Source organism: Streptomyces sp. NPDC059649, assembly GCF_042734445.1.
Lineage (GTDB): Bacteria > Actinomycetota > Actinomycetes > Streptomycetales > Streptomycetaceae > Streptomyces.
The window spans coordinates 90,357-114,837 of sequence record NZ_JBHWDV010000026.1 but is presented as its reverse complement, the minus strand read 5'-3'; the positions used below and the strand labels follow the sequence as shown (position 1 = coordinate 114,837).

General features: G+C 71.5%; 25 protein-coding genes. 7 read left to right on the top strand and 18 right to left on the bottom strand.

Annotated features, from left to right (window positions below; translation table 11 throughout):
• Nucleotides 1-568: 568 nt before the first annotated feature.
• Nucleotides 569-1,219 carry a DNA-3-methyladenine glycosylase gene (locus ACFV1J_RS25015; RefSeq protein WP_385861469.1) on the bottom strand — a complete coding sequence of 217 codons (651 nt, stop codon included), beginning with the start codon at nucleotides 1,217-1,219 and terminating at the stop codon, nucleotides 569-571.
• 161 nt (nucleotides 1,220-1,380) lie between these two features.
• Here ACFV1J_RS25015 and ACFV1J_RS25010 point away from each other — a divergent pair, with 161 nt between their 5' ends.
• The 3 genes from ACFV1J_RS25010 to ACFV1J_RS25000 all read left to right on the top strand — a co-directional run bounded on the left by ACFV1J_RS25010 (nucleotide 1,381) and on the right by ACFV1J_RS25000 (nucleotide 3,664).
• Nucleotides 1,381-2,163 (top strand): sporulation protein, encoded by a 783-nt coding sequence (locus ACFV1J_RS25010; protein ID WP_385861468.1) that lies wholly within the window; start codon nucleotides 1,381-1,383, stop codon nucleotides 2,161-2,163.
• Between the two features lie 41 nt (nucleotides 2,164-2,204).
• Nucleotides 2,205-2,738 carry a YbhB/YbcL family Raf kinase inhibitor-like protein gene (locus tag ACFV1J_RS25005; RefSeq protein ID WP_385861466.1) on the top strand — a complete coding sequence of 178 codons (534 nt, stop codon included), beginning with the start codon at nucleotides 2,205-2,207 and terminating at the stop codon, nucleotides 2,736-2,738.
• Nucleotides 2,739-3,160: 422 nt separating this feature from the next.
• Nucleotides 3,161-3,664, top strand: a complete 504-nt coding sequence (locus tag ACFV1J_RS25000; protein WP_360959045.1) for an HNH endonuclease — start codon at nucleotides 3,161-3,163, stop codon at nucleotides 3,662-3,664.
• Nucleotides 3,665-3,697: 33 nt separating this feature from the next.
• Here ACFV1J_RS25000 and ACFV1J_RS24995 read toward each other — a convergent pair whose 3' ends face one another.
• The 4 genes from ACFV1J_RS24995 to ACFV1J_RS24980 form a co-directional block, all read right to left on the bottom strand.
• Complete coding sequence (locus ACFV1J_RS24995) at nucleotides 3,698-4,465, bottom strand: sulfite exporter TauE/SafE family protein (RefSeq protein WP_385861464.1); 768 nt, start codon at nucleotides 4,463-4,465, stop codon at nucleotides 3,698-3,700.
• A 91-nt stretch (nucleotides 4,466-4,556) separates the two neighbouring features.
• Complete coding sequence (locus ACFV1J_RS24990) at nucleotides 4,557-5,498, bottom strand: SPFH domain-containing protein (RefSeq protein ID WP_385861462.1); 942 nt, start codon at nucleotides 5,496-5,498, stop codon at nucleotides 4,557-4,559.
• A 101-nt stretch (nucleotides 5,499-5,599) separates the two neighbouring features.
• Complete coding sequence (locus ACFV1J_RS24985; protein ID WP_385861481.1) at nucleotides 5,600-6,013, bottom strand: NfeD family protein; 414 nt, start codon at nucleotides 6,011-6,013, stop codon at nucleotides 5,600-5,602.
• Between the two features lie 85 nt (nucleotides 6,014-6,098).
• On the bottom strand, nucleotides 6,099-6,890 hold the full coding sequence (locus ACFV1J_RS24980) for an ABC transporter ATP-binding protein (protein WP_385861460.1): 792 nt from the start codon (nucleotides 6,888-6,890) through the stop codon (nucleotides 6,099-6,101).
• Between the two features lie 108 nt (nucleotides 6,891-6,998).
• On the opposite strand from ACFV1J_RS24980, the gene ACFV1J_RS24975 reads away from it, so the two are divergent.
• Complete coding sequence (locus ACFV1J_RS24975) at nucleotides 6,999-7,817, top strand: hypothetical protein (protein WP_385861458.1); 819 nt, start codon at nucleotides 6,999-7,001, stop codon at nucleotides 7,815-7,817.
• A 115-nt stretch (nucleotides 7,818-7,932) separates the two neighbouring features.
• Here the strand turns inward: ACFV1J_RS24975 and ACFV1J_RS24970 are convergent, their stop codons facing one another.
• From ACFV1J_RS24970 to ACFV1J_RS24945, 6 genes are all read right to left on the bottom strand, one after another.
• Nucleotides 7,933-8,169 (bottom strand): chaplin, encoded by a 237-nt coding sequence (locus ACFV1J_RS24970; protein ID WP_385861456.1) that lies wholly within the window; start codon nucleotides 8,167-8,169, stop codon nucleotides 7,933-7,935.
• Between the two features lie 62 nt (nucleotides 8,170-8,231).
• A complete protein-coding gene (locus ACFV1J_RS24965; RefSeq protein ID WP_385861454.1) occupies nucleotides 8,232-8,477 on the bottom strand; it encodes a chaplin in 246 nt (81 codons plus the stop codon).
• Between the two features lie 91 nt (nucleotides 8,478-8,568).
• A complete protein-coding gene (locus ACFV1J_RS24960; protein ID WP_385861452.1) occupies nucleotides 8,569-8,814 on the bottom strand; it encodes a chaplin in 246 nt (81 codons plus the stop codon).
• Between the two features lie 175 nt (nucleotides 8,815-8,989).
• On the bottom strand, nucleotides 8,990-9,232 hold the full coding sequence (locus ACFV1J_RS24955; protein WP_385861450.1) for a chaplin: 243 nt from the start codon (nucleotides 9,230-9,232) through the stop codon (nucleotides 8,990-8,992).
• A 220-nt stretch (nucleotides 9,233-9,452) separates the two neighbouring features.
• Entirely contained in the window at nucleotides 9,453-10,100 is a 648-nt protein-coding gene (locus ACFV1J_RS24950; RefSeq protein ID WP_385861448.1) for a response regulator, read from the bottom strand.
• Nucleotides 10,093-11,250, bottom strand: a complete 1,158-nt coding sequence (locus ACFV1J_RS24945; RefSeq protein WP_385861447.1) for a GAF domain-containing sensor histidine kinase — start codon at nucleotides 11,248-11,250, stop codon at nucleotides 10,093-10,095. Before ACFV1J_RS24945 ends, ACFV1J_RS24950 begins: the two co-directional genes overlap by 8 nt.
• Nucleotides 11,251-12,243: 993 nt before the next feature.
• Here ACFV1J_RS24945 and ACFV1J_RS24940 point away from each other — a divergent pair.
• Nucleotides 12,244-13,023 carry a transglycosylase SLT domain-containing protein gene (locus tag ACFV1J_RS24940; protein ID WP_385861445.1) on the top strand — a complete coding sequence of 260 codons (780 nt, stop codon included), beginning with the start codon at nucleotides 12,244-12,246 and terminating at the stop codon, nucleotides 13,021-13,023.
• A 97-nt stretch (nucleotides 13,024-13,120) separates the two neighbouring features.
• Here ACFV1J_RS24940 and ACFV1J_RS24935 read toward each other — a convergent pair whose 3' ends face one another.
• Nucleotides 13,121-15,739: an FHA domain-containing protein gene (locus tag ACFV1J_RS24935; RefSeq protein WP_385861443.1), complete on the bottom strand. Its 2,619-nt coding sequence runs from the start codon at nucleotides 15,737-15,739 to the stop codon at nucleotides 13,121-13,123.
• Nucleotides 15,740-16,526: 787 nt separating this feature from the next.
• Between ACFV1J_RS24935 and serB the strand changes: the two genes are divergently transcribed.
• Nucleotides 16,527-17,774 carry a phosphoserine phosphatase SerB gene (serB, locus tag ACFV1J_RS24930; RefSeq protein WP_385861441.1) on the top strand — a complete coding sequence of 416 codons (1,248 nt, stop codon included), beginning with the start codon at nucleotides 16,527-16,529 and terminating at the stop codon, nucleotides 17,772-17,774.
• 856 nt (nucleotides 17,775-18,630) lie between these two features.
• On the opposite strand, the gene ACFV1J_RS24925 is transcribed toward serB, so the two are convergent.
• From ACFV1J_RS24925 to ACFV1J_RS24910, 4 genes are all read right to left on the bottom strand, one after another.
• Nucleotides 18,631-19,149, bottom strand: a complete 519-nt coding sequence (locus tag ACFV1J_RS24925) for a histidine phosphatase family protein (RefSeq protein ID WP_360959110.1) — start codon at nucleotides 19,147-19,149, stop codon at nucleotides 18,631-18,633.
• Nucleotides 19,150-19,235: 86 nt separating this feature from the next.
• Nucleotides 19,236-19,424, bottom strand: a complete 189-nt coding sequence (locus ACFV1J_RS24920) for a hypothetical protein (RefSeq protein ID WP_385861439.1) — start codon at nucleotides 19,422-19,424, stop codon at nucleotides 19,236-19,238.
• 451 nt (nucleotides 19,425-19,875) lie between these two features.
• Nucleotides 19,876-19,995, bottom strand: a complete 120-nt coding sequence (locus ACFV1J_RS24915; RefSeq protein WP_385861437.1) for an SGM_5486 family transporter-associated protein — start codon at nucleotides 19,993-19,995, stop codon at nucleotides 19,876-19,878.
• Nucleotides 19,996-20,056: 61 nt separating this feature from the next.
• Nucleotides 20,057-21,391 carry a CynX/NimT family MFS transporter gene (locus tag ACFV1J_RS24910; protein WP_385861435.1) on the bottom strand — a complete coding sequence of 445 codons (1,335 nt, stop codon included), beginning with the start codon at nucleotides 21,389-21,391 and terminating at the stop codon, nucleotides 20,057-20,059.
• Between the two features lie 144 nt (nucleotides 21,392-21,535).
• On the opposite strand from ACFV1J_RS24910, the gene ACFV1J_RS24905 reads away from it, so the two are divergent.
• The gene (locus ACFV1J_RS24905; protein WP_385861433.1) at nucleotides 21,536-22,231 is read left to right on the top strand and encodes a FadR/GntR family transcriptional regulator; all 696 of its coding nucleotides are present in this window, start codon (nucleotides 21,536-21,538) and stop codon (nucleotides 22,229-22,231) included.
• A gap of 642 nt (nucleotides 22,232-22,873) precedes the next feature.
• Here ACFV1J_RS24905 and fabI read toward each other — a convergent pair.
• Nucleotides 22,874-23,644, bottom strand: coding sequence for an enoyl-ACP reductase FabI (gene fabI, locus ACFV1J_RS24900; protein ID WP_030411677.1), 771 nt, complete (start codon nucleotides 23,642-23,644; stop codon nucleotides 22,874-22,876).
• A 5-nt stretch (nucleotides 23,645-23,649) separates the two neighbouring features.
• Nucleotides 23,650-24,354 (bottom strand): 3-oxoacyl-[acyl-carrier-protein] reductase, encoded by a 705-nt coding sequence (fabG, locus tag ACFV1J_RS24895; protein WP_030411678.1) that lies wholly within the window; start codon nucleotides 24,352-24,354, stop codon nucleotides 23,650-23,652.
• Nucleotides 24,355-24,481: the final 127 nt, after the last annotated feature.

Below are 24,481 nucleotides of genomic sequence, written 5' to 3'. Positions count from 1 at the left end.
GCGTTGAGCGGAACCAGAGGGAGGAATAATCCCTCGGTTCACAGCGTCCTCGCTGTGTTTTCTTCAAAGGAACCTCGCCACCAGACCATCCGGCCTAGTAGACGGGGTATCAACATATCTGGCGTTGACTTTTGGCACGCTGTTGAGTTCTCAAGGAACGGACGCTTCCTTTGGATTCCCTCTCGGGCTTCCTCCGGGCGCTTCCCTTCGGTCTTGCGTTTCCGACTCTATCAGATCCTCGCGGTCCTGATTTTCGCCGGTGCGTTTCGGCCTTTCGGCTTCTTCGCGGTTTCCGACTTTATCAGATCCGGTTTCTTTCGATTCCGGCTTCCGATTTCCGTCGGAGTGCTTCGGGGCGTCTTTGGGACGGCCCTTCGGCGTGTCACCACTTTAGCTAATTTCCTCGGCGACTCATAATCGAGTCGGCCGGATCGATTTTCGGCAACGCGAAAGCCGACCCTTTAGGGAATCGTGCGAAGTAGTTGGGTTGTGCCACCTGGCGGAGGGCGCAGAAGGCGCTGTCCGTCTCCAGCGGCTCGGGCTACGTTAGGCGGTGACGCAAGGAGAGTCAAGTAGCCGAGGTGGCGCGGCGGCGGGGCACGTGGCGGCGGTACGGACTGACCGTCGGGTCGCCGTCGATCCAGTAGCGCCAGGGGTGGTGGGCGCCGTCCCCGCCCACGCCGGTACGGGGGCCGTGGCACACCCGGTCGGGGGTGGGCGGGGTGCCGTGGAGCAGGGTCAGGGGGGCGTTGCCGCCGCGGCAGAGGTCGGTGCCGTCGAGGGTGCGGTCGATGTCGAGGGCGGTGGCCAGCCGGGCCGGGCCCTTGGCCAGTTCGTGGGCGCTGCGGGCCTTGGGGCGGCGGGCGGCGGCCAGGTGCGCGCCGCTGATGATCTCGCCGGCGCGCAGCAGGACGCCGCTGGCCCGGCCCTCGGGGCCGCAGACCGCGTTGAGGCTGAACCACATGCCGTAGATGAAGTAGACGTACGCGTGGCCGGGCGGGCCGAACATCGCGGCGTTGCGTTCGGTGCGTCCGCGGTAGGCGTGGGAACCGGGGTCGCCCTCGCCGTCGTACGCCTCCACCTCGGTCAGCCGGAGCTCGATCGGGCCGTCGGGGGTGTGGCGCAGGAGGGTGCGGCCCAGCAGGTCGGGGGCCACCTCCACAACGGGGCGGTCGAAGAAGTCGCGGTGGAGCGGCATTCGTTCCGGTACGTCGGTCATGCGGACCGAGCGTAGTGGAGCCCTCGGGGGTGCCGGCTGGCCAGGGGGGCGGCGGGGTTGGGAAGGTGTGGGCCGTGGAACCGGCCCGTGCCGGTTCGCGTTCGTAGGTAGCGACCGCAGGTCGTATGGGAGCACAGGCGCTGTGCCTGGGGAGGACGAGCATGGGATTCAAGAAGCTGCTGGCGAGCCTGGGGGCCGGGGGTGCGTCGGTGGAGACGGTGCTCTTCGAGGAGAACGTCGTCCCGGGCGGAGTGGTGCAGGGCGAGGTGCGGATCCAGGGCGGGTCGGTGGCCCAGGAGATCCAGGGGCTGTCGGTCGGTCTGCAGGCGCGGGTCGAGGTCGAGAGCGGCGACGAGGAGTTCAAGCGGGACATCCAGTTCACGAAGGTGCAGCTGGGCGGGGCCTTCGAGGTGCAGGCGGGGGCGGCGCACACCGTGCCGTTCGGGCTGGAGATCCCGTGGGAGACGCCGATCACCACGTTCCTGGGCACGCATCTGCGCGGGATGAGCGTCGGGGTGACGACGGAGCTGGCGATCGCGCGGGCGGTGGACTCCGGTGATCTGGACCCGGTCAATGTGCATCCGCTGCCGGCGCAGCAGGCGATCCTGGACGCGTTCGGGCGGCTCGGGTTCCGTTTCAAGGCGGCGGATCTGGAGCAGGGGCACATCCGGGGCACGCGGCAGCAGCTGCCCTTCTACCAGGAGATCGAGTTCTACGCGCCGCAGCAGTACCGCGGGCTGAACCAGGTCGAGCTGTCCTTCGTCGCGGACGACCGGGAGATGGACGTCGTCCTGGAGATGGACAAGAAGCCGGGGCTGTTCTCCGAGGGGTCGGACACCTACCGGTCGTTCACGGTGGGGCTGCACGACTTCGAGGGGACCGACTGGGCGGCTTATCTCCACCAGTGGCTGGCGGAGGTCGGCGGTAAGCGGAACTGGCTCTAACCTGGCCCGACAGAGTGTCAGCGAGCGACCAGGAGGTTCATGTGTCCGAGCTGAAGCGGCGGCCGCTTCCGCACGATTTCCATCCGCCGGTGCCGGAGTTCACCGTGGTGAGCGACGAGGTGGAGCCGGGCGGGACGCTGCGGCCGGAGCAGGTCCACTCGGGCGGGAACCGCTCGCCGCACCTGCGGTGGGAGGGCGCTCCCTCGGGGACCAAGAGCTACGCCGTCACCTGTTACGACCCGGACGCGCCGACCGGCAGCGGTTTCTGGCACTGGGTGCTGTTCGACATCCCGGCGTCGGTGACGGAGCTGCCGTCGGGCGCCGGCTCGGGGGACATGAAGGGGCTGCCCGAGGGTGCGGTGCATGCCCGTAACGACTACGGGACGCGGGACTTCGGCGGGGCCGCGCCGCCGCCCGGGGACGGTCCGCACCGTTACGTGTTCACGGTCTACGCGGTGGACCAGGCGAAGCTCGGGCCGGATGCGGACGCCTCGCCCGCGGTGGTGGGGTTCAACCTGCGGTTCCACGCGATCGGGCGGGCCCAGCTGATCGGCGAGTACGAGGTGCCGGCGTAGGGCCGGGCACCGTAATTCCGTTGCGCCCCGGCGCTTCCGGCACGCAGAGTGGTACCTGTGCCGCCGCCCCTCATCAGGGCGTCGGGCAGTCGGTACCGCAGTGGCGGGAGCGGCGGGGCGCAGGTGTGTCGCCAGCTGCTTGTCGGAGCCGGGCCTCGGGCCGGGCGTCCTCGTCGGCTGCCGTTCGCTCCGGGTCCCGCGTGTTTCACGGGGGCGGGACCCGGAGCGCACTCTTTTCCGGCCGGTGCCGGCCCGGGCGGTTCCTCGTCTGGGTGCCGTCGCCGGATCACCCGGTCTTCATCTCGTGCTCGTCCGCCATTTCCCTTGTGGCATGCGGAAATTGCGTTGTTCGGGGAATACCTGCCGCTGCAGAGTGGAGCAACTTCGCCGCGGGGGCGGAGCGGGTGCGGGAGGTGGACGGGATGCGCGAGACGCTGGTGCTGAATGCGAGCTTCGAGCCGCTGGCGACGGTGTCGCTGCGGCGCGCGGTGGTGCTGGTCATGCAGGACAAGGCGGTCATCGAGCACGCCCACCCCGGGCTGCGGGTGCGGGCCGCTTCGGTGGACGTACCGGTGCCGCAGGTGATCAGGCTGAGCAGGTACGTACGGGTGCCGTTCCGAAGACGGGCGCCCTGGTCGCGGCGCGGGGTGCTGGTGCGTGACCAGCACCGGTGCGCGTACTGCGGGCGGCGGGCGACGACCGTGGACCACGTCGTGCCGCGGTCGCACGGTGGTGGGGACACCTGGCTGAATACCGTCGCCTCGTGCGCGGAGGACAATCACCGCAAAGCGGACCGTACGCCCGAGCAGGCCGGGATGCAGTTGCTGCGGCGGCCGTTCGAGCCGACGCCGGCGGATGCGCTGCTGTCGACGCTGGGGGTGTCGGTGCGGGACGGTCTGCCGGAGTGGCTGGCGCTGCCGGCCTGACCTTCGTGGTCTCCGGCCGTCGTCCAACTCCCCTCACTTGAGGAGGAGTTGGACGATGGCCAGGCTGCCGACCACGACGATGACGGCGCGCAGGGCGGTCGGCGGAAGCCGGCGGCCGATCTTCGCGCCGAGCAGGCCGCCGAGCGTGGAGCCGACCGCGATCAGGGCGACGGCGGTCCAGTCGAAGGTGGCGACGAAGAGGAAGAAGACCGCCGCGACGCCGTTGACGACGGCCGCGAGGACGTTCTTGAGGGCGTTGAGGCGCTGCAGGTCGTCGTGGAGGAGCAGGCCCATCAGCGAGAGGTACAGCACGCCCTGGGCGGCGCCGAAGTAGCCGCCGTAGGCGCTGGCGAGCAGGAGGCCGGCGAGCAGGACCGGCCCGCCGTCGGGGTGGACGGTGGTCCCGTTGCGTTCGCGGCGGGCGCGGAGCCGGGCGGCGAGCCGGGGCTGGACGACGACGAGGACCAGGGCCACGGCGATCAGTACGGGGACGATCGCGTCGAACGCCTTGGAGGGCAGCGCCAGCAGCAGGATCGCGCCACCGAGGCCGCCGATGAGGGCGGTGGCGCCGAAGCGGAGCAGCCGGCGGCGCTGGCCGGCGAGTTCGCGGCGGTAGCCGAAGGCACCGCTGAGCGAGCCGGGCACCAGGCCCAGGGTGTTGGAGACATTGGCCGTGACGGGCGGTAGTCCGAGGGCGAGCAGCACCGGGAAGGTGATCAGGGTCCCGGAGCCGACGATGACGTTGATGGTGCCGGCGCCGACCCCGGCGGCGAAAACGGCGACGGCTTCCCAAAGGGTCATGCTGGCTCCCCCGTGCATGATCGGTGCGGTCCGGTCCGATCATGCAGCAGGGCGGGGCCGGTCGTCGATGGGGATCAGTCGTCGGCGGGGATCAGTCGTCGATCGGGGGCGTCTCGTGCTTCGGGGAGCTGGGCTTGGGGATGGAGCCGCCGCCGGTCGGCGGGGTGAAGTTGCCGATCGCGCCGCCGAGGCCCTTGAGGGCGTCGCCGATCTCGCTGGGCACGATCCAGAGCTTGTTGGCGTCGCCCTCGGCGATCTTCGGGAGCATCTGGAGGTACTGGTAGGAGAGCAGCTTCTGGTCCGGGTCGCCGGCGTGGATGGACTCGAAGACCACCCGGATGGCCTGGGCCTCGCCCTCGGCGCGGAGCGCGGCGGCCTTGGCCTCACCTTCGGCGCGCAGGATCGAGGACTGCTTCTCACCTTCGGCGGTGAGGATCTGGGACTGCCGGACACCCTCGGCCTGGAGGATCGCGGCGCGCTTGTCACGGTCGGCGCGCATCTGCTTCTCCATCGAGTCCTGGATGGAGGTCGGCGGCTCGATGGCCTTCAGCTCGACGCGGTTGACGCGGATGCCCCACTTGCCGGTGGCCTCGTCGAGGACGCCGCGCAGGGCCGCGTTGATCTCCTCGCGGGAGGTCAGGGTCCGCTCCAGGTCCATGCCGCCGATGATGTTGCGGAGGGTGGTGACGGTGAGCTGCTCGATGGCCTGGATGTAGCTGGCGACCTCGTAGGTGGCCGCGCGGGCGTCCGTCACCTGGTAGTAGATGACGGTGTCGATGTTCACGACGAGGTTGTCCTGGGTGATCACCGGCTGCGGCGGGAACGGCACGACCTGCTCGCGGAGGTCGATGCGGTTGCGGATCGAGTCGATGAACGGGACGACGATGTTCAGGCCGGCGTTGAGGGTGCGGGTGTAGCGGCCGAAGCGTTCGACGATGGCGGCGCTGGCCTGGGGGATGACCTGGATCGTTTTGATGAGTGCGATGAACACGAGCACCACCAGGATGATCAGGACGATGATGATCGGTTCCACAGCGGCTCCCGTGCCCTTCGTTGCTGGTCCGTGCCGGCCGGTGACCGGCTTGCCGTTGATCAGTCTTTCAGAGACGTGGCTCGTCGCGCAGCGTGTTCGGGTCAGATGACGACTGCGGTGGCGCCGTCGATCTCGACGACGTCGACCTGCTGGCCCGGTTCGTAGCTCCGGTCGCCGTCGAGGGCGCGCGCGGACCAGATCTCGCCGGCGAGCTTGATGCGGCCGCCGTCGCCGCCGTCGACCCGTTCCAGGACCGTGGCGCTCTTCCCCTTGAGGGCGTCGATCCCGGACGCGAGCTGCGGCGCCTGGCGGCGGTTGCGGTTGGCGAGGGGGCGTACGACGGCGATCAGCGCGACGGAGACGGCGGCGAACACGAGGAACTGCGGGACGGTGCCGCCACCGACCGCTGCGGTGACGGCACCGGCGACGGCACCGACCGCGAGCATCCCGAATTCGGGCATCGCGGTCACGACGAGCGGAATACCCAGTCCTACGGCGGCGATCAGCCACCACACCCATGGATCCACGGGTTCATGGTAGATCCGTACGGCGGCCCGGGACAGGGCGCGATCGGTCAGCGGCGGCCGGGCGGACGGGTGTTCAGGCCAGCGGGAGGCCCTGGGCGGTCCAGCGGTCGCCGAGCCGCTCGACGACCAGGGGGACACCGAAGCAGTGGGAGAGGTTCCGGGAGGTCAGTTCCAGCTCGAGCGGGCCGGCGGCCAGCACCTTGCCCTGACGGATCATCAGGACGTGGGTGAAGCCGGGGGCGATCTCCTCGACGTGGTGGGTGACCATCAGCATCGACGGCGCGTACGGGTCGCGGGCGAGGCGGCCGAGGCGGCGGACCAGGTCCTCGCGGCCGCCGAGGTCGAGGCCGGCGGCCGGCTCGTCGAGCAGCAGCAGCTCGGGGTCGGTCATCATCGCGCGGGCGATCAGGGTGCGCTTGCGCTCGCCCTCGGAGAGGGTGCCGAACTTCCGGTCGAGGTAGTCGTTCATGCCGAGGCGGTCGAGGAAGGCGCGGGCGCGCTGCTCGTCGACGTCCTCGTAGTCCTCCTGCCAGTGGGCGGTCATGCCGTACGCGGCGGTCAGCACGGTCTGCAGCACGGTCTGGCTGCGCGGCAGCTTGTCGGCGAGCGCGATGCCGGCGATGCCGATGCGCGGGCGGAGGTCGAAGACGTCGACCTTGCCGAGCTCCTCGCCGAGGATGGAGGCGGTGCCCTGGGTCGGGAAGAGGTAGCTGGAGGCGACGTTCAGCAGGGTGGTCTTGCCGGCGCCGTTGGGGCCGAGGATCACCCAGCGCTCGCCCTCCTTGACCGACCAGGAGACCTGGTCCACCAGAGCCCGTCCTTCGCGGACCACGGATACGTCCACCAGCTCCAGCACATCGCTCATGAGCGCGTTGTCTCCCATTGCATCTCGGTCGTCGCGTGCACCTGTAGGCGCAGCCCCCCTGCAAACCTACGCCACTCGTTGTCAGTGCCGTTCCCTAGGCTGGGGGCCATGCTCAAGGAACCTCGCTCAGGACGGCTGGCGGCATGGGGAAACGCCCTTTTGGCCGGACTTGTCTCACCGGATGAAGCGGTGCACCGGATCGCGGAGGACGACGCGGTGCACCGCGTGGCCGGTCTGCCCGGGGAGGACGCGCCGGTCGGGCTGACGCTCGCGCTGGGGCGGCTGCGGGCGCTCGGCGCGATCGGGCTGCGGGTGGCGCTGCCGGTGCCCGGCCATCCGCTGGGACTGTGCGGGCCCCCGGAATTCAACGCCCGCGCGCTGGAGGCCGAGGAGGCGGTGATCGCCACCGGCGCCGGGCTGGGACTGGTTCCGGAGGCGTACGAGGCCGGGCCGGAGGGCGGGGCGGCGCCCGATGTGCATGTGGAGGTGGTCTGGCGGTGCCTGCCGGTGCGGGAGGCGCCGCCGGCGGACGTGCCGTCGCTGGGCGAGGCGGAGCGGGAGCTGGCGGAGGCGCTGCGGGAGGCGACCGAGGTGCTCTCGAAGCTGGACGTGGCCGGGGCGGGTCCGGTGGCGCAGGCGGCGCTGGCGGCGTACCGGGCGCGGGCGGAGGCGGGCCGTCAGGTGCTGGCCCCGGGATATCCGCCGCGGGCGGTGCGCGTGTTGGAGCTGGCGCAGCGGGTCGGTGCGCTGATCGACATCGCGCGGGAGGCCGGCGGGGACGGTGCGGAGCACGGCGCGGCGGTGAGCGCCTCGGAGATGGCCGCGCGGGCGGAGGCGCTGCGTCCGGTGGAGCGTACGGCCCGGCGGGCGCAGGTCGCGGCGTACAACTCCGCCGTGGAGGAGCGGGAGCGGCGCGGCGGCCGATGAGGGGATGAGACGCGGCGGGCCCCGCCGGACCATTGTGTGGTCGACGACGGGGCCGTTGCCGAGATGGGCCGAACAGCCCGGGCAGGGTGGACTGTTCACCCCAGATCGGACAACCTCAGTAGTTCGAGCTTGCGTTGTCGAACGTGGGGTTGAGCGCGCCGATGACGTTGGCGCTGTTGCCGGTGGCGTTCACCGGGACGTGCACGGGCACCTGGGCCTGGTTGCCGGAGCCGATGCCCGGGGAGTTCGTGGCCTTGCCGTCTGCCTGGGAGGCGAAGGCGGAACCGGCCGCGGCGGTCAGGGCGAGGCCGGTGGCGGCGAGGACCAGCGCGGCCTTCTTGGCGGTGTTCATGGTGAGGTGAGTTCCTTGCGTGGTGGCGCGGGACCGCACTGACGGTTGCGGATGCGGGCGGCTCAGAAGTTGGTGCTGCGGTTGCCGAAGGCGGGGTTGAGCACGCCGACGACGTTGACGCTGTTGCCGTTGACGTTCACCGGCACGGTCACGGGCGCCTGGACGAGGTTGCCGGAGAGGACGCCGGGAGAGTTGACGGTGCCGCCGGCGGCCTGCGCGCCATCGGTGGCGAAGGCGGAACCGGCGGCCGCACCGAGGCTGAGGGCGGTACCGGCGACGACGAGGGCGGCCTTCTTGGCGGTGTTCATGAAATGTGGTCCTTGCGTAGAGGGAAGAACAAAAGAAACAGAGGGGTGCTGACGGCTTCCGCGCGGCCGACGGGGGCCGGCGCGGCGGCGGTCAGACGTTCTCGCAGACGTTCCCGAAGGTCGGGTCGAGGATGCCGACGACGGAGACGGTGTCGCCGCAGGCGTTCACGGGGACGTGCACCGGAGCCTGGACGAGGTTGCCGGAGACGATGCCCGGGGAGTTCTCGGCCCCGCCGGCGGCGTGCGCACCGTCGTGGGCGAACGCGGAACCGGCGGCGGCACCCAGGCCGAGGGCGGTGGCGGCGAGAACGAGGGCGGCCTTCTTGGCGGTGTTCATTGCGGGGGATTCCTCCGGTGAGGGGGCACAGGGCCGGTGGACAGCACTGATGGGGATGACGGGGGTGTGGAGAGGGGGGCCGGCCGCTGCCCTCACGGCGGTGAGGGGGCCGGTCCGGTGCGGGCCCGCGCGGACGGGATCGTCACACGGGCCGCGCGCAAAGGCCTTGCTGCGCTCAGAGGTTGACGCAGGGGTCGCCGAAGGTGGGGTTGAGCAGGCCGACGACCGAGACGGTGTTGCCGCAGGCGTTCACGGGGACGTGCACGGGAGCCTGGACGAGGTTGCCCGAGCCGACGCCCGGGGACTGCACCGCGGCACCCTGCGCCTGCGGGGTGTGGGCGGAGGCGATACCGGCGCCCGCGAGGGCCAGACCGCTCGCCATCATCGTGACGGCCGCGACCCGCTTGATGTTCTTCACTTCTCTTGCTCCTCATTGCCGTTGCCGTGACCAGCCGTCACGACTGCTCTGGACAACGGCCCGGCACGAGGAGGGATACGCCGAACGGGCTACGGCTACACGACAGTATGAATCTCGGACCGGCAGGCGACGTTCGGGTTGACGCATTGTCGTACCGAAGGACCGTCCGACGCCAGGCCGGCACCGTCGCCGGCCCGGTCGTGGCGGCTTCTGCGCCTGGTCAGGCCCCGATTCCGTGCCGTACCGCCCAGAGCGCCGCCTGGGTCCGGTCGGCGAGGTCGAGCTTCATGAGGATGTTGGAGACATGGGTCTTGACGGTCTTCTCGGAGAGCACCAGGGCGCGGGCGATCTCGCGGTTGGAGCGGCCGTCCGCGATCAGGGCGAGGACCTCGCTCTCGCGGTCGGTGAGCGACGTGCCGCGTCCCTGGCCGCCGTTGCCGTCCTCCTGGGAGAGCAGCGCGACGGCCACCTCGGGCTGCAGCAGGACGTGGCCGGCGTGTACGGAGCGGATGGCGGCGGCCAGTGCCTCGGGGTCGATGTCCTTGTAGACGTAGCCGGCCGCTCCGGCGCGCAGGGCCGGGACGACGGTGCGCTGTTCGGTGAAGCTGGTGACGACCAGGACCCGGGCGGGGTTGTCCAGTTCGCGGAGCTTGCGGAGCGCCTCGATGCCGTCCATGCCGGGCATCTTGACGTCCATCAGGACGACGTCCGGGCGGAGTCGTTCGGCGGCGGCGATGCCCTCGGCACCGTCGGACGCCTCCCCCACCACCTCGATGTCGTCCTGGACCTCCAGGAACGTGCGCAGCCCGCGGCGGACGACCTGGTGGTCGTCGACGAGCAGGACGTGGATCGGTCGGGTGTCAGCCACCGGGCACCTCCATCTCGACAGCGGTGCCCTTGCCGGGCTCCGATTGCACGGTGAGCGTTCCGCCGACGCCGCCGGCGCGGTCGTGCATCGAGACCAGGCCGAGGTGGCGGCCGGCCCGGCGGACCGTGCCGGGGTCGAAACCGCAGCCGTCGTCGGCTATCCGCAGCAGGGCTCCCTGACCGGCGCGGGAGAGGGTGACCTCGACGTGCTCGGCGCCGGAGTGCCGCAGGGCGTTGTGCAGGGCCTCCTGGGCGACCCGGAGCATGGCCTCCTCCTGGGCGGCGGGCAGTGCGCGGACGCTGTGGGCGGTGAAGGTGACATGGGCGGAGTGGGCGCGGTCGAGGACCTGGATCTGGGAGCGCAGGGTGGCGACCAGGCCGTCCTCGTCCAGGGCGGCGGGCCGCAACTCGACGACGGCGGCGCGGAGTTCGTCGGCGGCCTCGGCGGCGAGCGCGGCGACCTGGTGGAGCTCGTCCTTGGCGCGGACCGGGTCGCGGTCGACGAGGGCGGTGGCGGCCTGGGCGGTGAGCCGGAGCGAGAACAGCTTCTGGGACACCGCGTCGTGCAGTTCGTGGGCGAGCCGGGCCCGCTCCCCCACGATGGTCAGCTCGCGGCTGCGTTCGTAGAGGCGGGCGTTGGTCAGGGCGATGGCGGCGTGCTGGGCGAGGATGCCGAGCAGGCGCTCGTCGTCCTCGGTGAAGCGGCAGCCGTCCCGGCGGGAGAGAGGGGGCTCGGGGCAGCGCTTGTTGGCCAGGAAGAGGGCGCCGAGGATCTCGTCCCCGTCGGCGACCGGCAGGCCGAGGAAGTCCCGCATGTCCGGGTGGGCCGCGGGCCAGCCGCCGAAGCGCGGGTCCTGGCGGACGTCGGCGAGCCGTTCGGGGGTGGCGTTGTGCAGCATCGCGGCGAGGATGCCGTGCTGGCGGGGCAGCGGGCCGATGGCCTTCCACTGCTCGGCGCTGACGCCGTCGACGACGAACTGGGCGAAGCCGCCGTGGTCGTCGGGCACTCCGAGCGCCGCGTATTCGGCGTCCAGCAGTTCGCGGGCCGAGGCCACGATCGTCTTGAGGACGTCGCGCACCTCAAGATGCCTGCTCATGGCCAGGATCGCGGTACTCACCGCGGGGATCCCGGCTCCCGGTCCGTTGGTCATGGCCTCACGGTACCGGCGGGGTGGACGGGGCCGTATCGGTCCTGCGCCGTCCGGTGGCCGGGACCACGGTCCTAGGCCGAATGCCCTGGCGGGGGCCGGTCCGGCGGGTGGCGGCCGGCGGGTGGCGGCTGGCGGGGGGGCGTTCCTACGGCGAGGGCGCGGGCCGGGGTGGCCGGTCGGCTGGATGTGGATGTGCTGGCTCCGGTGGGCATTGTTCGGGCGGGGGCTTTGTCGCTTTAGCGCTGCTGCTCCTATTGGGAATCGTATGCGCCTGATTCCCCTTATAGGGGAGGTGTCCCTATATAAGGGAATCCAGGGGTAGCGAAATGTCCGATTCGCCCTATTACGGCGGGTCGGATGTGGGGTCGGGAAGGCCGTCGAGCGGGGCAGCCAAGGCGGGCGTCTGGAGCGGCAGTCGGCGGCGCTCGTGACGGAGGGGCCGGGGCCGCGGGTGGGGCGGGTCGATCCAGCGACCTGTGACCGCTCCGTATGCGGCCACAGCCCCGGACGACGCCTCCGACCGGCCGCCCGCCGGGGACTGGTCGTACCGGCGCTGCTCCAGCTCCTGGACGGCGCGGCGCCCAGCGTTCGCGATGACCCCAGCGGGTCACCCGACACCGGAGTGCGAAGTGCCCGATTTGGTACGGAAAGCGCCGGAGCGAGCGCCGGCCGAGAAGTAGCGCATACAGGCTGTGCGTTTGCAATTACTCCCGGCGAGACCTTCCCCTTCGGGCTGTGACGCCGCCAATAGGGCGTAAATCACTTACGACCCGGGTTAGTGGCTTGTGGAATCCCACCTGACCAGGGATTTGTCCATTCCGGATGCGATATTCCCGCTACTGGTTCCACTAAGTCGCATCGTACGTCACACCTTTGCCGGGGCAATTTCCTGCCGCTAAGAATGGCCCCGTCGCTCGGCGCCGTGGTCAGAACTCGGCGTTGGCCGCCGCTCAAGGCCCGTGCGACGTCCCCCTTCGGAAGGTCTGTCCCACCATGCCCAAGCACGCTATTTCCCGCCTCAACCGGACGCACAAGCTCGGTGTCGCCGGTGTTGCCGCAGCCGGTGCCGCTGCTCTGATCTTCGCCGCCGTTCCGGGTGCGGACGCCGACCAGGGCAAGACCCAGGCCGTCGCCGTCGAGAACGTCAAGCCGGTCGCCTTCAGCGCCGTCGGTACGGCCGCCAGGGCCCAGCAGGCCACCATCGCCAAGCAGGCCGACGCCTCCGCCGCCAAGGGCAAGGCCGAGGCCGCCGCGAAGAAGGCCGCTGCCGAGAAGGCCGCCAAGGCCGCCGCCGCGAAGAAGGCCGCCGCCGAGAAGGCCGCCAAGGCCAAGGCCGCCGCCGCGGCGAAGGCGAAGGCCGCCAAGGAGCACCGGGTGAAGCAGGCCGCCAGCCGCTCCGCGGTCCGCACCGCGATCCCGGCCGCCGCGCCGAAGCCGGCCGTGAAGACCTACCCGAACAACCTCGACGGCTGGATCCGCGAGTCGCTGGACGTCATGGCCAAGAAGGGCATCCCCGGCTCGTACAACGGCATCTACCGGAACATCATCCGGGAGTCCTCCGGCAACCCGATGGCGATCAACCTCTGGGACATCAACGCCCAGAACGGCATCCCGTCCAAGGGCCTGCTGCAGGTGATCGACCCGACCTTCAAGGCGTACCACGTCTCGGGTACCTCCTGGAACATCTACGACCCGGTCGCCAACATCACCGCCGCCTGCAACTACGCGGCCGACAAGTACGGCTCGATGGACAACGTCAACTCGGCCTACTGAGCCACCGTTCGACGTCCGGGGGGACGCGCACACACCGCCGAGGGGCGGCACCCGCAGTCGGGTGCCGCCCCTCGGCGCATGCGGTACGGGCCGGGCGTTACTTGCGCATGACCTCCGGCTCGTGGCGGCGCAGCAGCCGCGCGACGACGAAGGCCAGCCCGACGCCCAGGCTGATCAGGATGATCATGTCCATCACGTAGACACCGGTCTGGTGCTTCCACAGCGGGTCGGGGTTGCCCAGCTCCCACGGCAGCAGGGTGTTCATGTCGGCCGTCGCGCCCATCGCGGCGACCGCCCAGCGGGACGGCATCAGCCAGGCGACCTGGGCGACGCCGAGGGTGTCGAAGAGCTGGAAGAGCACGCCGGTGAAGACCACCTGGACGATGGCGAACATGACCAGCAGCGGCATGGTCTTCTCGGCGGTCTTGACCAGCGAGGAGATGATCAGGCCGAACATCATCGAGGTGAAGCCCAGCGCGATGATCGCGAGCGCCATCTCGACCGCCGGGGCCTTGGGGATGATCAGGCCCTCGGTGGGCATGTTCCGGGTCGAGAAGCCGATCGCCGCGATGATCACGCCCTGCACGGCGGTCACCACGCCCAGCACGATCACCTTGGACATCAGGTACGCCGACCGCGACAGGCCGGTGGCCCGTTCGCGCTCGTAGATGACCCGTTCCTTGATCAGCTCACGGACCGAGTTGGCCGCGCCGGAGAAGCACATGCCGACCGCGAGGATCAGCATGATGGTGCTGGCGTCGCGGTTGGTGCGGTGCCGGTTCAGCGGTCCGTAGCCGAGGCCGTAGTCGCTGGGGATCAGCATCGAGACCACGCCGAGCACCGCCGGCAGGATCAGCATCAGGCCCAGGAAGCCGCGGTCGGAGGCGAGCACCGAGACGTACCGCCGCATCAGCGTCCACAGCTGCGAGCCCCAGCTCTGGGACTTCTGCATCCGGGCCGGCGGCGGCTGGATGGACACCGACTGCGGGGCGGTGGCGTCGATGTCCGCGGCGTACATCTGGAAGTGCGGGGAGCCGCGCCAGCGGCCCATCCAGTCGTAGTCGCGGTAGTTCTCGAAGGCCGAGAAGACGTCCGCCCAGGTGTCGTACTGGAAGAAGTTCAGCGCCTCCTCGGGCGGGCCGAAGTAGGCCACGCCACCGCCCGGCGCCATCACCAACAGCTTGTCGCACAGGCCGAGTTCGGCCACGGAGTGGGTGACGACCAGGACGGTGCGGCCGTCGTCGGCGAGGCCGCGCAGCAGCTGCATCACATCGCGGTCCATGCCCGGGTCGAGGCCCGAGGTGGGCTCGTCCAGGAAGATCAGCGACGGCTTGGTCAGCAGCTCCAGGGCCACCGAGACGCGCTTGCGCTGGCCGCCGGAGAGCGAGGTGACCTTCTTGTCCTTGTGCACGTCGAGCTTGAGCTCGCGCAGCACCTCGCCGATCCGGGCCTCGCGCTCGGACTCCGCGGTGTCGCCGGGGAAGCGGAGCTTGGCGGCGTAGCGCAGCGCCTTTTGGACCGTCAGTTCCTTGTGCAGGATGTCGTCCTGCGGAACCAGGCCGATGCGCTGCCGGAGCGCCGCGAACTCCTTGTAGAGGTTGCGGTTGTCGTAGAGGACATCGCCCTCGTTGGCGGGGCGGTAGCCGGTGAGCGCCTTGAGCAGCGTCGACTTGCCGGAGCCGGACGGGCCGATGACCGCGATCAGCGACTTCTCCGGGACGCCGAAGGAGACGTCCTTGAGGATCTGCTTGCCGCCCTCGACGGTGACCGTGAGGTGGCGGGCCGAGAAGGAGACCTCGCCGGTGTCGACGAACTCCTCCAGCCGGTCGCCGACCAGCCGGAACGTGGAGTGGCCGACGCCGATGATGTCGTTCGGGCCGACGGGCGCCTTGCCGGACTTGGGGACCGGCTGGCCGTTGACGTAGGTGCCGTTGTGGCTGCCGAGGTCGCGGATCTCGAAGCGGCCGTCGGGGGTGGCGTGGAATTCGGCGTGGTGGCGGGAGACCTGGAGGTCGGAGACGACCAGTTCGTTCTCCAGCGCACGGCCGATCCGCATCACCCGGCCCATGTCGAGGCGGTGGAAGGTGGTCGGGCTGCGGTCGCCGGCCGGTGCGCCGCCGGCGTTCGGCGCCGGGCGCTCCTGGGGCCGTCGGGCCTGCTGTGGGGGGACGGCCTGCTGGGGCTGCCGGGGTGCGGCCTGCTGCGGCGGGACGTACGGCGGCTGCTGGGCCTGCGGTGGCTGTTGGGCCTGCGGTGGCGCCTGCCAGCCCTGCTGGGCGGGCGGCTGCTGGTGAACGGGCGGTTGCCGGCCCGGCACCTGGTGCGCGGGGGGCGCCTGCCACCCCTGGGCGGCCGGCTGCTGCTGCGGCGTCATCGCGGGCTGCGCGCTGAAGGCGTCGGCGGCGGCCGGCGCGGCGGCGGACAGGGTCAGCCGGGGGCCGTCGGTGGCGTTGCCCAGATGCACGGCGGCACCGGGGCCGATCTCCGTCTGGTGGATCCGCTGGCCCTGGACGTAGGTGCCGTTGGTGCTGCCGTGGTCTTCGATGATCCAGCTGCGGCCGCCCCATCGCACGGTGGCGTGGCGCCAGGAGACCCTGGCGTCGTCGAGCACCATGTCGCCCTGCGGATCACGACCCACGTTGTAGGACCGGGACGGATCGAGCGTCCAGGTCCTTCCGTTCAATTCGAGTACGAGTTCAGGCACTCCATGCCCCATTACATAGTCCCCCGAGTGACGCCCTGTGCGGGAAGTCTAGGGATGGCGAACATCGTGAGGAACTATTTCAGGCTCGGCCCGTGGACCGGAAACCGGGACGGGGCCGGGGTGCAGACGGCTTCCACGGGACCCGCCAAACACTCCCGGAGCACGGGAAGAACCCATGGATCCGCAGGGATCACCGGATTACGGGTGTACCGGACGGGCGGGTGTCCGGGCGGGGGCGGCGGCCCGCGTCGGGGAGGGAGTGCGGAACGGCCCGGGAGGCGGTGCGGAGGCGGCCCCGGAGGTCGCGCGGAAGCGGCCCCCCGAGGCGTGCGGAGCGGCTCCGGAGGCCGTGCGGAGCGGCTCCGGAGGCCGCATCATGGGAGGAAGCGGACATCAGCTGGGCCACGTCCGCGGTCCGTGTGCGGTCCGTACTCGATGCGTACGCGGTTCGTACGCGGTTCGTGCGCGGTTCGCCGGCGATCCGTTCGCGGGCCGTCCGGGGCGCGGTCCCGGGCGCGGTCCGGGTGTGGTCCGGATGTGGTCCGTCCTCGGTACGCGTCGGCCGCGGCCGTACCGAACGCCCCGGCGGGCCAACGAGGTTGGGGCTTCCGTCGGGGTTGTCCCGACCTGCGGATCCGGGCGGGCCGGACACGACTCGATAACGATCGACGGGCCGCCGGGGCCGCGGCCGGCCGGCCCACCGCGAGGGGCCGCGGGCCGGTGGCGGACCGTGCCGCCGCGGTCCGAACCCCGGACAGTCGTACGGGTGCGACGGCCCGGCGGTTACCGTAAGGGCACCATGAGCGCATCGCAGATCCCGCCTGCCACCGCCGTACCGGGCGATGACGTACCGACCCTTCTCGTGAAGATCTTCGGGAAGGACCGGCCCGGCATCACCGCAGGTCTCTTCGACACCCTCGCCGCCTACTCCGTCGATGTCGTGGACATCGAGCAGGTCGTGACCCGGGGGCGCATCACGCTGTGCGCCCTGGTCACCACCCCCTCCCCCGGGCAGGGCACCAGCGGCTCCTCCGAAGGAGACCTGCGGGCCACCGTGCACAGCTGGGCCGAATCCCTGAACCTCCAGGCGGAGATCATCTCCGGCCGGGGTGACAACCGTCCGCGCGGCACCGGGCGTTCGCACGTCACCGTGCTCGGCCACCCGCTCACCGCGGAGTCCACCGCCGCCATCGCCGCCGCCATAACGGGCACCGGCGGCAACATCGACCGTATCTTCCGGCTCGCCAAGTATCCGGTGACCGCCGTCGAATTCGCCGTCTCCGGTGCGGCCACCGAGGCACTGCGTACGGCACTGGCCCTGGAGGCCGCACAGCTGGGCGTGGACGTCGCCGTGGTGGCGGCCGGACTCCAGCGCCGGGCCCAGCGGCTGGTCGTGATGGACGTCGACTCGACGCTGATCCAGGACGAGGTCATCGAGCTGTTCGCGGCGCACGCGGGCTGCGAGGCCGAGGTCGCCGAGGTGACCGCCGCCGCGATGCGCGGTGAGCTGGACTTCGAGCAGTCGCTGCACGCCCGGGTCGAGCTGCTCGCGGGGCTCGACGAGTCGGTGGTGGAGGCGGTGCGCAAGGAGGTGCGGCTGACCCCCGGCGCCCGCACCCTGGTGCGGACGCTCAAGCGGCTCGGCTACCAAGTCGGCGTCGTCTCGGGCGGTTTCACCCAGGTCACCGACGCGCTGCAGGAGGAGCTGGGGCTGGACTTCGCCAACGCCAACACCCTGGAGATCGTCGACGGCAAGCTCACCGGCCGGGTCACCGGGCCCATCGTGGACCGGGCGGGCAAGGCGCGGCTGCTGCGGGACTTCGCGCAGCAGGCCGGGGTGCCGCTGGACCAGACCGTGGCGATCGGTGACGGCGCCAACGACCTCGACATGCTGAACGCGGCCGGCCTCGGGGTCGCCTTCAACGCCAAGCCGGTGGTGCGGAAGGCCGCACACACCGCCGTGAACGTGCCGTTCCTGGACACCGTGCTGTACCTGCTGGGCATCACCCGCGAAGAGGTCGAGGCAGCGGACACCCACGCGGAGTGAGCAGACGGGCTCGTCAGCGGGGCGGGGCCCGGTGAGTGGGACCGGCCGGCACCGGTGAGTGGGGCCCGCCGGCACCGGTGAGTGGGGCCGGCCGGCACCGGTGAGTGGGACCAGGCCCGGTGGGCGAGGGCCCGGTGAGTGTGGCGGGGCCCGGTGGGCGGGTGCGCGTCGTGGTGGGGGCGCCTTGGGAGCAGGTGGGCGCGCCTCAGCGGGGCGGTCTCCGGTGAGTGGGGCGGGCCCCGGTGAGTGAGTGCGCATCGTGGTGGGGGGCGCCTCGTGAGCAGGTGGGCGCCTTGGCGGGGCGGTCTCCGGTGAGTGGGGCGGGCCCCGGTGAGTGAGTGCGCATCGTGGTGGGAGGCGCCTCGGGCGAGGTGTGTGCCTTGGCGGGGCGGGCGCGGCCGGGCTGGCTGGCCGGCCGGGAGACGTCCTGGTGCCCGAGCCCCCCGGGTGCCGAGGCCTGGTGCCCGGAGGACGGGGCGGGGGCGAGCCTGAGGGACGGCCCGCGTGAGCCTGAGGGTCCCCGCGGGCATGGGCACATGGGCATGGGCATGGGCATGGGCATCGGCGTGAGCGTGGGCCGATGCATGAGCGGGGCCCCGGCGGTGTGCCGGGGCCCCGCTTGCCGTCTCGCTCGGGCGCCCTACGCGGTGGTGCGGCGACTGCCGGGCCGGGGACCTCGGCCTGGCGGCGCCGACGGGCACGGGGCCCGAACGGGAGGCACAGCGCTCAACCCTGCGACGTCCGGACGGGAGACTCAGCACCCTGCGGCATCCGGACGCGGGCTCAACCCCGCCGCGCCTCGACGGGAACGCTGGCCGCCGCTCCGCTTCAGCCCCGCCGCGGCCGGACGGGCGGCTCAGCCCTGCGGCGTCCAGTACGCGATCAGCCGGCCCACGCCGTGCTCCACCGACTTCCACGAGCCGTTGAAGGCGACCACGGCGATCGCGGCCGTCGGGAAGCCGCTGCGGTTCATCCGCGGCAGCAGATCGCCGTCGGCCTCCCCCGAGAGCGCGTCCGCGAGGGCGTGCACGCCCGGGTTGTGCCCGACCAGCATCAGGTCGTTGACATCGTCCGAGGTCTCGTTCAGCAGGGCGATGAGCTCGCCGAGGGAGGCTTCGTAAATCCGCTCGTCGTAGACGGTCTTGGGGCGCTGGGGGAGTTCATGGACGGCGAGCTTCCACGTCTCGCGGGTGCGCGTCGACGTCGAGCACAGCGTCAGGTCGGGGGTGACGCCCGAGCCGGCCAGCCAGCGGCCGGCGACGGGGGCGTCCTTGCGGCCGCGTTCGGCGAGCGGACGCTCATGATCGCTGGTCTCCGACCATTCGGCCTTGGCATGGCGGAGGAGGACAATCCGGCGGGGTGTATCGACGCTCATGCGTCCCAGCTTCGCACGAAAGGCGGCGCGGGGCGCGGGGTGTTGAAGCGCTCCCCCTGCAGGGTGACAGCAGGCCACCGGGGCGTTCAGGCACCTATCCGGAGGATTGCCACGAGGTACTCCAGCAGCACCGCGAAGCCCTGCGGGGCGCTCGCCGCACTCGCCCGGGCGGGGCTTGCCACGAGCACCAGCAGGGCTACGAAGGAGACCACCGGCAGGGCCAGCGCCCACCACGGCAGCCGCGTCCACAGACCCCGCGCCCGCAGCCGGGGCATCCGCAGGCCGGTTGTCCGAAGGCCGGTTGTCCGCGGTCCGTGCGGCCACGGGCCGGGTATCCGCAGCCGGTCCGTCCGCCGGCCAGGTATCCGCAGCCCGTGCGTCCGGGGGCCGCTGGCCCGCGGGCGGGCAGCCCGGGCTGCGGGTGACCGGCTGAACGCGGCGGACATGGGGATCGCCTCCGTAACGCATCGAAGTGCCTCCGGGCCGCGAGCTGCGGCTCGGCCACCGCGCTGTGCGGTGTACTTCGAAGCTACGGATCTCCGGCGGCCGTTCCTATCCGGGAAGCCCCCGACTTACCCCTGATACCGACCCCCTAGGGGACGGGGGGTTGTCCCCACCCCGCCCGCCTCCTCCGGCCGGCCCGGCCCTACCGCAGCGGCTCCCCGCCCGATGCGGTGGCCTTCACCGCGGCCGCCTTCACCGCGGCCGCCTTCACCGCGGCGGCCTTCACCGTGGCGCGGCAAGGCTCGCGATGATCGCGACGACGACGGTCACACCGAGCATGAGGCCCAGCACGAGGAGCAGCTTCTTCTGGCTGCCCTGGGGATTCGGTTCGAGCACTGGCATGGGCCCAGTGTCGCACCCGCGGATCCGGCCGTGGGCCCGGGGCGGGGCGCACGGCCGGCGCTCAGGCCTCGTCCTCGATCCGGCGGTCCCGGCCGGCCAGCACGCCGACCGCGATCTGCGGCACCATCAGCCCCGCCATCAGGGCGATCGGCAGGCTCCAGCCGCCGCTGTGCTGGTAGAGCGTGCCGACCAGCAGCGGGCCGGGGATGGAGATCAGGTAGCCGACGCTCTGGGCGAAGGCGGACAGCTTGACGACCCCCGCCGAGCTGGTCGAACGCATGCCGATCATGGTCAGGGCGAGCGGGAACGAGCAGTTGGAGATGCCCATCAGCAGCGCCCAGGCCCAGGCCCCGGCGGCCGGCGCCAGCCACAGCCCCGTATAGCCGGCCAGGCCGCACAGCCCCAGGAACACCGCGAGCGGACCCTGGTGCCGCATCCGGGATGCCAGCCGCGGCAGTACGAAGGACAGCGGGACGCCCATCGCCATGGTGACCGCGAGCAGCACCCCCGCGGTCTGTGCCGAGACCCCGGCGTCGCGGAAGATCTGCGGCATCCAGCCCATGGTGATGTACGCGGCGGTGGCCTGGAGGCCGAAGAAGACGGCGAGCGCCCAGGCGGTCGGCGACGAGGTGATCCGCAGCGGGGCCTGCCCGCTGCGCGCGCCGCCGTCCGCGGCCGGCCCGGAGGCCGCGGCGCGCTGCCGTACGACCGCCAGCCACGGCAGTACGGCGACCGCGGCGAGCACCGCCCATACGGCCAGCCCGGTGCGCCAACTGCCGCCCAGCGCCTGGGTCATGGGCACGGTGACCGCCGCGGCGAGCGAAGTGCCCAGGGCCAGCGCCATCGAGTACAGACCGGTCAGCGGGCCGACCCGGTCCGGGAACCAGCTCTTGATCACGACCGGCATCAGCACGTTGCTGACCGCGATGCCGGCCAGGGCGAGCGCACTGGCGGCGAGGAAACCGCCGGTGCCGCCGGCGTACGGGCGTACCACGACGCCCACCGCGATCGCGGCCATACCCGCGCAGACGATCGCGCCGGGCCCCCAGCGCCGGGCCAGCCGGGGCGCCGCGAACCCGAAGACCGCGAAGCACAGCGGCGGTACGGAGGTGAGCAGCCCGGCGAGGGTGCCGCTCATGCCGAGGCTGTCGCGGACCTCCTCCAGGAGCGCGCCGAGGCTGGTGATGGCCGGGCGGAGGTTGAGCGCCGCCAGGACGAGACCGGCGATCACGATCCGCGGCAGCCAGCGCCCGGCGGCCGGGGCGTTCGCCGGGCCGCCCGGCACGGCGTCGGGTCGCGCCCCGGGGCCGTCGGGCGCCGGGGCGGGGGTGGTGGTACGGGCCGTCGTACGGGCCTCGGTTTCGGTGCCGAGGGTCGCGAGGTCTTCGTCTGCCATGCGGTCCATCATAGAATCATGGGATGAATACCTGTCCAGCCGATGTCGATAGCCTCTGCTGTCCCGGCCGGCACCGGGGGCCGGAAGGGTCCGCCGGGCGCCGCGCCGCCGTCGTCCGTCCGCCCTGCACACCGGAGCGCTGACATGCCGCCTCTGACCTCGCCCCGCCGCTCCGCGCTGGCCGACCAGGTGATCGCGCAGCTGCGCGCCCAGATCACCTCCGGCGAGTGGCCGGTGGGCTCGCGCATCCCGACCGAGCCGGAACTCGTCGAGCAGCTCGGGGTGGCCCGCAACACCGTCCGCGAGGCCGTACGCGCGCTGGCGCACAACGGGCTGCTGGACATCCGGCAGGGCTCGGGCACGTACGTGGTGGCGACCAGTGAACTGGCCGGGGTGATGAACCGCCGGTTCGCCGCCGCCGAGCCGGGCCACGTCGCCGAGCTGCGCAGCGCCCTGGAGGCGGCCGCCGCCCGGCTCGCCGCGCGCCGCCGCACGGACCAGGACCTGCGGCAGATCGACGCGCTGCTGGAGCGGCGCGAGCGGGCCTGGGAGTCCGGGGCCGCGGAGGCGTTCGTGGAGGCGGACGCGACCCTGCACATGGCCATCGTGTCCGCCTCGCACAACGAGGTGCTGGCCGAGATCTACGCCGACCTCGGCGGTGTGCTGCGCGACTTCCTCCGGGCGGACGTCGGCGAGGAGCTGCGCCCGGAGGCACACATGGACCACTCCCGCCTGGTGGAGGCGATCCGCGCGGGCGACGGCGACCGCGCCGCGGCCGAGGCCAGCACCCATCCGTTCGGGTGCCGGGCGGGGGCGCTGGAGAGCTCGGTGGAGGGGTAGGGGGCGGGGCGGGCGCCAGGGTTCGCGGGCCGGGGTTTGGGGGTTGGGGGCGGGGCGGCGGTGGGCCCTACTAGGGGGCGGTCGAACGCATCCCGTAGGGGTCGCGAACGCCCCCTGCGGGGCCACAACCGGCCACGCTCGGGAGGTATTCCCGCGGGAGCTCACGGCACGGGGCTCACGGGTGCCGGCGGACGGCACGGCGCTCACGGCTGACGGCTGACGCCAGACGGCAGACAGCTGACGGTTCACGAACCGGCCTCACGACCCGAGGCCCGCGACACACGGCTCAGCGTCCAGCTGCCGGCACGCGGCACCCGGCATCCGGCATCCGGCACTCGACACGCGGCACGCCGCACGCCGCACAGCCTCCGAGCCCAACGCCCGCAGCTCACCGTACGAGCTCAGCCTCGCCCCTCAAGGCCCGAGGCACCCCTGGCGGCGCCGACAACCCGACAACGCCGACAACGCCAACTGCCCGCCCCGGCGACCGGAACGGGCAGTACGGACGAGCAGTACGGCGTATCAGCACTACGGCGGTACCAGCACGGCGGTACCAATACAGCGGTACCAATACAGCGGTACCAGTACGGCATAGCAGTACGGAGATCCGATACGGCGGCCTGCGGCGCAGATGTGGGCCCGTCAGGCGCCCATCATGTGGACGCCGCCGTCGACGTGGACGATCTCGCCGGTCGTGCGGGGGAAGAAGTCGGACAGCAGGCCGACCACGCCGCGGCCGGCCGGCTCCGGGTCGGCCAGGTCCCAGCCGATCGGGGCGCGGTGGTTCCACACGTCCGCCAGCTCCTCGAAGCCGGGGATGGACTTGGCGGCCATCGACTTGATCGGGCCGGCCGAGACCAGGTTGCAGCGGATGCCCTTCGGGCCGAGGTCGCGCGCCAGGTAGCGGTTGGTGCTCTCCAGCGCCGCCTTGGCCACGCCCATCCAGTCGTACTTCGGCCAGGCGATCTGCGCGTCGAAGGTGAGGCCGACGACCGCGCCGCCGTGCTCCATGAGCGGCAGGCACGCCATGGTCAGCGACTTGTAGGAGTACGCCGAGACCTGGACCGCGGTGCTCACGTCCTCCCAGCCGGCCTCCAGGAAGTTGAAGGCGCCCTGGGGGCCGAAGGCGATGGAGTGCACGATGCCGTCGAGACGGGCGCCCTCGCCCTGGTGCTCGCGGATCTTGTCGGCCAGGCCGTCCAGGTGCTCCTGGTTGGTGACGTCCAGCTCGATCACCGGGGCCTCCTTGGGGAGGCGCTTGGCGATCCGCTCCACCAGGGAGAGCCGGCCGAAGCCGGTGAGGATGACCTCGGCGCCCTCGTTCTGGGCGACCTTGGCCGCCTGGAACGCGATCGACGACTCGGTCAGAACGCCCGTCACGAGGATGCGCTTGCCTGCGAGGATTCCACTCATGCTGATCAGTGACCCATGCCCAATCCGCCGTCGACGGGAATGACGGCTCCGGTGATGTACGCGGCCTCGTCGGAGGCCAGGAAGCGGACCGAGGAGGCGACCTCCTCGGGCTGCGCGTAGCGCGCGAGCGGCACCTGCTTCACGATGTTCTCCCGCTGCTCGTCGGTGAGCACCCGGGTCATGTCGGTGTCGACGAAGCCCGGCGCGACGACGTTGACGGTGATGTTGCGGCTGCCCAGCTCGCGCGCGAGCGAGCGGGCGAAGCCCACCAGACCGGCCTTGGAGGCGGCGTAGTTCGCCTGACCCGCGCCGCCCATCAGACCCACCACGGACGAGATCAGCACGATCCTGCCCTTACGGGCCCGCAGCATCGCGCGGTTGGCCCGCTTGACCACCCGGAACGTGCCGGTGAGGTTGGTCTCCAGGACCGAGGTGAAGTCCTCCTCGGACATCCGCATCAGCAGCTGGTCACGGGTGACGCCGGCGTTCGCCACCAGCACCTCGACCGGGCCGTGCTTCTCCTCGATCTCCTTGTATGCCTGCTCGACCTGCTCGCTGTCCGTGATGTCGCACTTCACGGCCAAAAATCCCGCGGGGGGCTCGCCCGAGCGGTAGGTGATGGCGACCTTGTCGCCTGCCTCGGCGAAGGACCGGGCAATGGCGAGACCGATGCCGCGGTTACCTCCGGTGACCAGAACCGAGCGGCTCAAGAGATCACCCTTTCCGTTTCCTGTCCGTCCTGCGTTCGATACGAAACTATCGGTCACGGGGCACTTCCGGGGAATCGAGCACGGACAGGCGCGCGCGCCGCGCTCTGTCGGGTCCCCACAGAACCAC